Source organism: Nocardioides sp., assembly GCF_050699375.1.
In the GTDB taxonomy this organism is placed as follows: Bacteria; Actinomycetota; Actinomycetes; order Propionibacteriales; family Nocardioidaceae; genus Nocardioides.
Genome location: NZ_JBOHDN010000376.1, coordinates 1 through 4,148 on the forward strand (window position 1 = coordinate 1; position 4,148 = coordinate 4,148).

Annotated in this window: 4 protein-coding genes; 3 read left to right on the top strand and 1 reads right to left on the bottom strand. The window is 70.2% G+C overall.

The features are described 5' to 3' along the window. Nucleotides 1–220: hemerythrin domain-containing protein (locus tag ACRDPS_RS24710; protein ID WP_431504323.1), on the bottom strand; the 220-nt coding region annotated here is incomplete at its 3' end. A 182-nt stretch (nt 221–402) separates the two neighbouring features. Here ACRDPS_RS24710 and ACRDPS_RS24715 point away from each other — a divergent pair. From ACRDPS_RS24715 to ACRDPS_RS24725, 3 genes are read left to right on the top strand one after another with little or no spacing between them, the layout of a single operon-like run. Next, entirely contained in the window at nt 403–918 is a 516-nt protein-coding gene (locus tag ACRDPS_RS24715) for a 2Fe-2S iron-sulfur cluster-binding protein (protein WP_431504324.1), read from the top strand. Nucleotides 919–923: 5 nt separating this feature from the next. Continuing rightward, complete coding sequence (locus tag ACRDPS_RS24720) at nt 924–1,907, top strand: FAD binding domain-containing protein (protein ID WP_431504325.1); 984 nt, start codon at nt 924–926, stop codon at nt 1,905–1,907. Next, nucleotides 1,904–3,994 (top strand): xanthine dehydrogenase family protein molybdopterin-binding subunit, encoded by a 2,091-nt coding sequence (locus tag ACRDPS_RS24725; RefSeq protein ID WP_431504326.1) that lies wholly within the window; start codon nt 1,904–1,906, stop codon nt 3,992–3,994. The genes ACRDPS_RS24720 and ACRDPS_RS24725 overlap by 4 nt, the downstream gene beginning before the upstream one ends. The last annotated feature ends 154 nt before the right edge of the window (nt 3,995–4,148 follow it).

Sequence of the window (4,148 nt, forward strand, 5' to 3'; positions counted from 1 at the left end):
GGTGCTCCTCCTGACTGTGCGCGACTTCCTCCGCCTCACCGGCCTCGTCCCTGGCGACCGGATAGACCTCGGCCTCCTCAGCACGACTGTGCGCCGCCAGAAGGGTCACCAGGATCGGGGTCAGGCCAGCACGTACGTCCGGGTCTTGCTGAAGCTTCTCGAACAGGCTCTCCACCTCTCGGTGGTCCTGCATGATGAGGTCGACCACGTCTTCAGACACGGCGCTCTCCTCTCTGCTTGATGAGGACTCTCAACGAAGCAGTACCCCCGAAGACGCAGCCTCAGCCCAGAAGGGCTGGACAAAGAGAGGCGCACGACTCTGAGCGGGCTCCGCTGTGCATGACTTTCGGCGACGGTGGGCACTGTTCAGGCACGAGCCGGACGCCCAGCCCGGGAGGGCACATGGAACAGACAGTCTCGATGCGGATCGATGGGACCGACCAGAAGGTCGTGGTCGACACCCGCACCACACTGCTCGACGCGCTACGTGAGCGCGTCGGCAACACCTCGCCCAAGAAGGGGTGCGATCACGGACAGTGCGGATCGTGCACGGTCCTGCTCGACGGCCGTCGGCATCTGACCTGCCTCGCGCTGGCCGTGGCCCACGACGGAGCCGAGATCGTGACCGCGTCGGGGCTGGCCGCCGAAGGCGATGAGGGCGATCTCCATCCGGTACAGCAGGCGTTCCTCGCCCACGACGGATACCAGTGCGGCTACTGCACCCCGGGCCAGGTCTGCTCCGCGGTCGGCGTGATCGAGGAGGCCAAGCAGGGGCACCCCAGCCATGTGAGCGCCGACCTCGAGGCCGATGTCGATCTGGACGATGACGAGATCCGCGAACGGATGAGCGGCAACCTGTGCCGATGTGGCGCGTACGTCGGCATTCTCGACGCCGTGCGAGAGGCGGCCGGCCGATGAGAGAGATGACGTACGAAGTGCCGGCGACCGCCGAGGAGGCCGTCGCATCGGTGACCGGTGACGAGCAGGCCCGCTTCCTTGGCGGCGGGACCAACCTGGTCGACCATCTCAAGCTCGGCCTCAGCACACCGAGGGTGCTGGTCGACATCAGTCGGCTGCCGCTCGACGCCGTGGAGCAGACCGGCGACGGTCTTCGGATCGGTGCCAACGTACGCAACAGCGACCTGGCGGCGCACCCGCTGGTGCGAAGCGGATGGCCCGGCCTGACCAGGGCACTCCTCGCCGGCGCGTCGGGGCAGATCCGCAACCAGGCCACGACCGGCGGCAATCTTCTGCAGCGCACCCGATGCGTCTACTTCCAAGACCTCACCACGCCGTGCAACAAGCGCGAGCCCGGCAGCGGGTGCTCGGCGATCGAGGGATACGGACGCTACAACGCTCTGCTCGGCACCAGCGAGGCCTGTGTCGCCACCCACCCCTCCGACATGGCGGTCGCACTCACGGCTCTGGACGCCACGATCGTCGTGCTAGGCCCCGACGGCGAGCGCCGGATCCCGATCGGTGACCTGCACACCCTGCCCGCGCACCATCCCGAGGTCGAAACGACTCTGGCCCACGGCGAGCTCATCACCCACATCGAGCTGCCGACCACGCCGCTGGCGAAACGGTCCACCTACCACAAGGCGCGCGACCGGGCGTCGTACGCCTTCGCGCTGGTCTCGGTGGCCGCGGCACTCTCCGTCGAGGACGGTGTGGTCACCGACGTGGCGCTGGCCTGGGGCGGCGTCGCCCACAAGCCCTGGCGTGCGACCCGTGCCGAGGATGCGCTCCGCGGTCAACCGCTCGAGGAACCCGCGATCGCCTCGGCGGTCGACGAGGAGCTCCACGACGCGGTCACCGGTCCCGACAACGACTACAAGCGAGCGCTGCTGCGCGGCGCCACCACCGTTGCTCTGTCCCGACTGGCCCCTACGGAGGTTCCGCGATGACCGCCCGACCGCTGGAAGCGCGCTCGATGGGCACCGTCCTCGACCGTGTCGACGGACGCGAGAAGGTGACGGGCCGGGCGGCCTATGCCGTCGAGCACGATGCCGCTCTCGAGCAGGCGCCGCTGCACGCCTGGCTGGTGACCGCGACGACCGCGAGAGGACGTGTCCTGCGGGTCGACGCCACCGAGGCGCTGACGCATTCCGACGTCGTCGCGGTCCTCGACCACACGAACGCTCCCCGCCTGGCGGACACCGAGGATCGGGAGCTGGCGGTGCTGCAGGACGACCGGATCGGGTTCCGCGGCCAGATCGTCGCTCTGGTGCTCGCCGAGAGCCTCGAGGCCGCACGCGAGGGCGCGCGTCTCGTCCGCGTCCACCAGGAGGCGGAGGCCGCGAAGGTGGTCTTCGACGGCGCCGAGACCTACGCACCCGGGGCGGCCAACGGCGGCTTCGAGACCGACACCGACCAAGGCGACTTCGACACCGCCTGGGCGGCGGCGCCGGTTCGGCTGGAGCAGACCTACACCACCCCGCACGAGTTCAACAACCCGATGGAGCCGCATGCCGCCACGGCGGTCTGGCGCGATGGGTCACTGACGATGTGGGACTCCACGCAGGCGGTCCACGGTGTCGCCTCGACCGTGGCCCCGATGCTCGGGATCGACCAGGACCGGGTGCACGTCATCGCGCCCTACATCGGCGGCGGCTTCGGCAGCAAGGGGCTGCCCCACGGCCCCGAGATGGCCGTCGCCCTGGCCGCCCGTTGGGCCGACGGCCGGCCGGTGAAGCTGGCCGTGACCCGCCAGCAGATGTTCGGCCTCACCGGCCACCGCACCAGGACCGTCTCGCACCTGCGGATCGGCGCCGAGCCCGACGGCCGCATCGTCGCGCTCGAGCACGCCGCGGTCGGTCAGTCCTCGAAGGTCAAGGAGTTCGTCGAGCAGACCGCCGTCCCCGCACGGATGATGTACGCCGCCCCGCACCGCCGCACCAGCCACCGGGTCGCGGCACTCGACGTCGCCGTCCCGTCGTGGATGCGGGCACCTGGCGAGATGCCCGGCATGTTCGCCCTCGAGGTGGCGATGGACGACCTCGCCGAGGCGACCGGCATCGACCCGATCGAGCTCCGTGAGCGCAACGAGCCCGAGGTCGACCCCGAGACCGGAAATCCCTTCAACAACCGGCGCCTGGTCGAGTGCCTCCATCGCGGCGCCGACATCTTCGGGTGGGAGGGACGGCCCACCGAGGCTCGCGCCACGCTCGAGGGCGACTGGTGGGTCGGCACCGGTGTCGCGTCCGCGACCTACCCCTGCAGCTTCTTCCCGGGCAACGCCGCACGCGTCGTCGCTATCGACGACGGCCGCTATGCCGTCTCGATCGGCGCGGTCGACATCGGCACCGGGGCCCGGACCGTACTGACGCAGATCGCCGCCGACGCGCTCGGCGTCGACCCCCACGGCATCGACCTGGCCATCGCCGACACCGACCTTCCCATGGCCACCGTGGCCGGCGGCTCGTCCGGCACGAACTCCTGGGGAACCGCGATCACCCAGACCGCCCAGCAGTTCCGGGCCGATCACGGCGAGCACCCCGATCCCGGCGTCGAGACCACCACGACAGCCGACGCCTACCCCGACGCCGCCGGCCACGCCCTGCACTCCTTCGGCGCCGTCTTCGCCGAGACCCGGGTGCATCGGCTCACCGGCGAGATACGCGTCCCGCGGCTCCTCGGGGTCTACTCCGTCGGCCGGGTCATCAACCCGATCACCGCCCGCTCGCAGTTCCTCGGCGGACTCACCATGGGCCTCTCGGCGGCGCTGTTCGAGGAGGCCTACCAGGACCCCCGCTTCGGCCACGTCGTCACCCAGGACCTCGCCAGCTACCACGTGGCCTCGCACGCCGACGTACGCGACCTACGGGTGGAGTGGCTCGACGACGTCGACGAGCTGTCCACGCCGATGGGTTCTCGAGGGATCGGCGAGATCGGGATCGTCGGCACGTCGGCCGCGATCCTCAACGCCGCCAGCCACGCCACCGGCGTCCGGGTGCGCGACCTCCCCGCGACCGCCGACGTGTTCCTGAGCTAGAACGGACGCACGTACGGCGTGCTCAATCGGCCAGGATGCGGCAGGTCTCGCGAGCGATCTCGGTCTCCTCCGACGCCGAGACCACGAGCGTACGCACGGACGCACCCTCGCCCGAGATGTCCAGGTCTGCGTCGGCTTCGGCGTTCTTGGCCTG

Bases quoted from the DNA above. Each gene is read 5' to 3' on its own strand.
- ACRDPS_RS24715 (WP_431504324.1), top strand. From the start codon at position 403: ATGGAACAGACAGTCTCGATGCGGATCGATGGGACCGACCAGAAGGTC.
- ACRDPS_RS24720 (WP_431504325.1), top strand. From the start codon at position 924: ATGACGTACGAAGTGCCGGCGACCGCCGAGGAGGCCGTCGCATCGGTG.
- ACRDPS_RS24725 (WP_431504326.1), top strand. From the start codon at position 1,904: ATGACCGCCCGACCGCTGGAAGCGCGCTCGATGGGCACCGTCCTCGAC.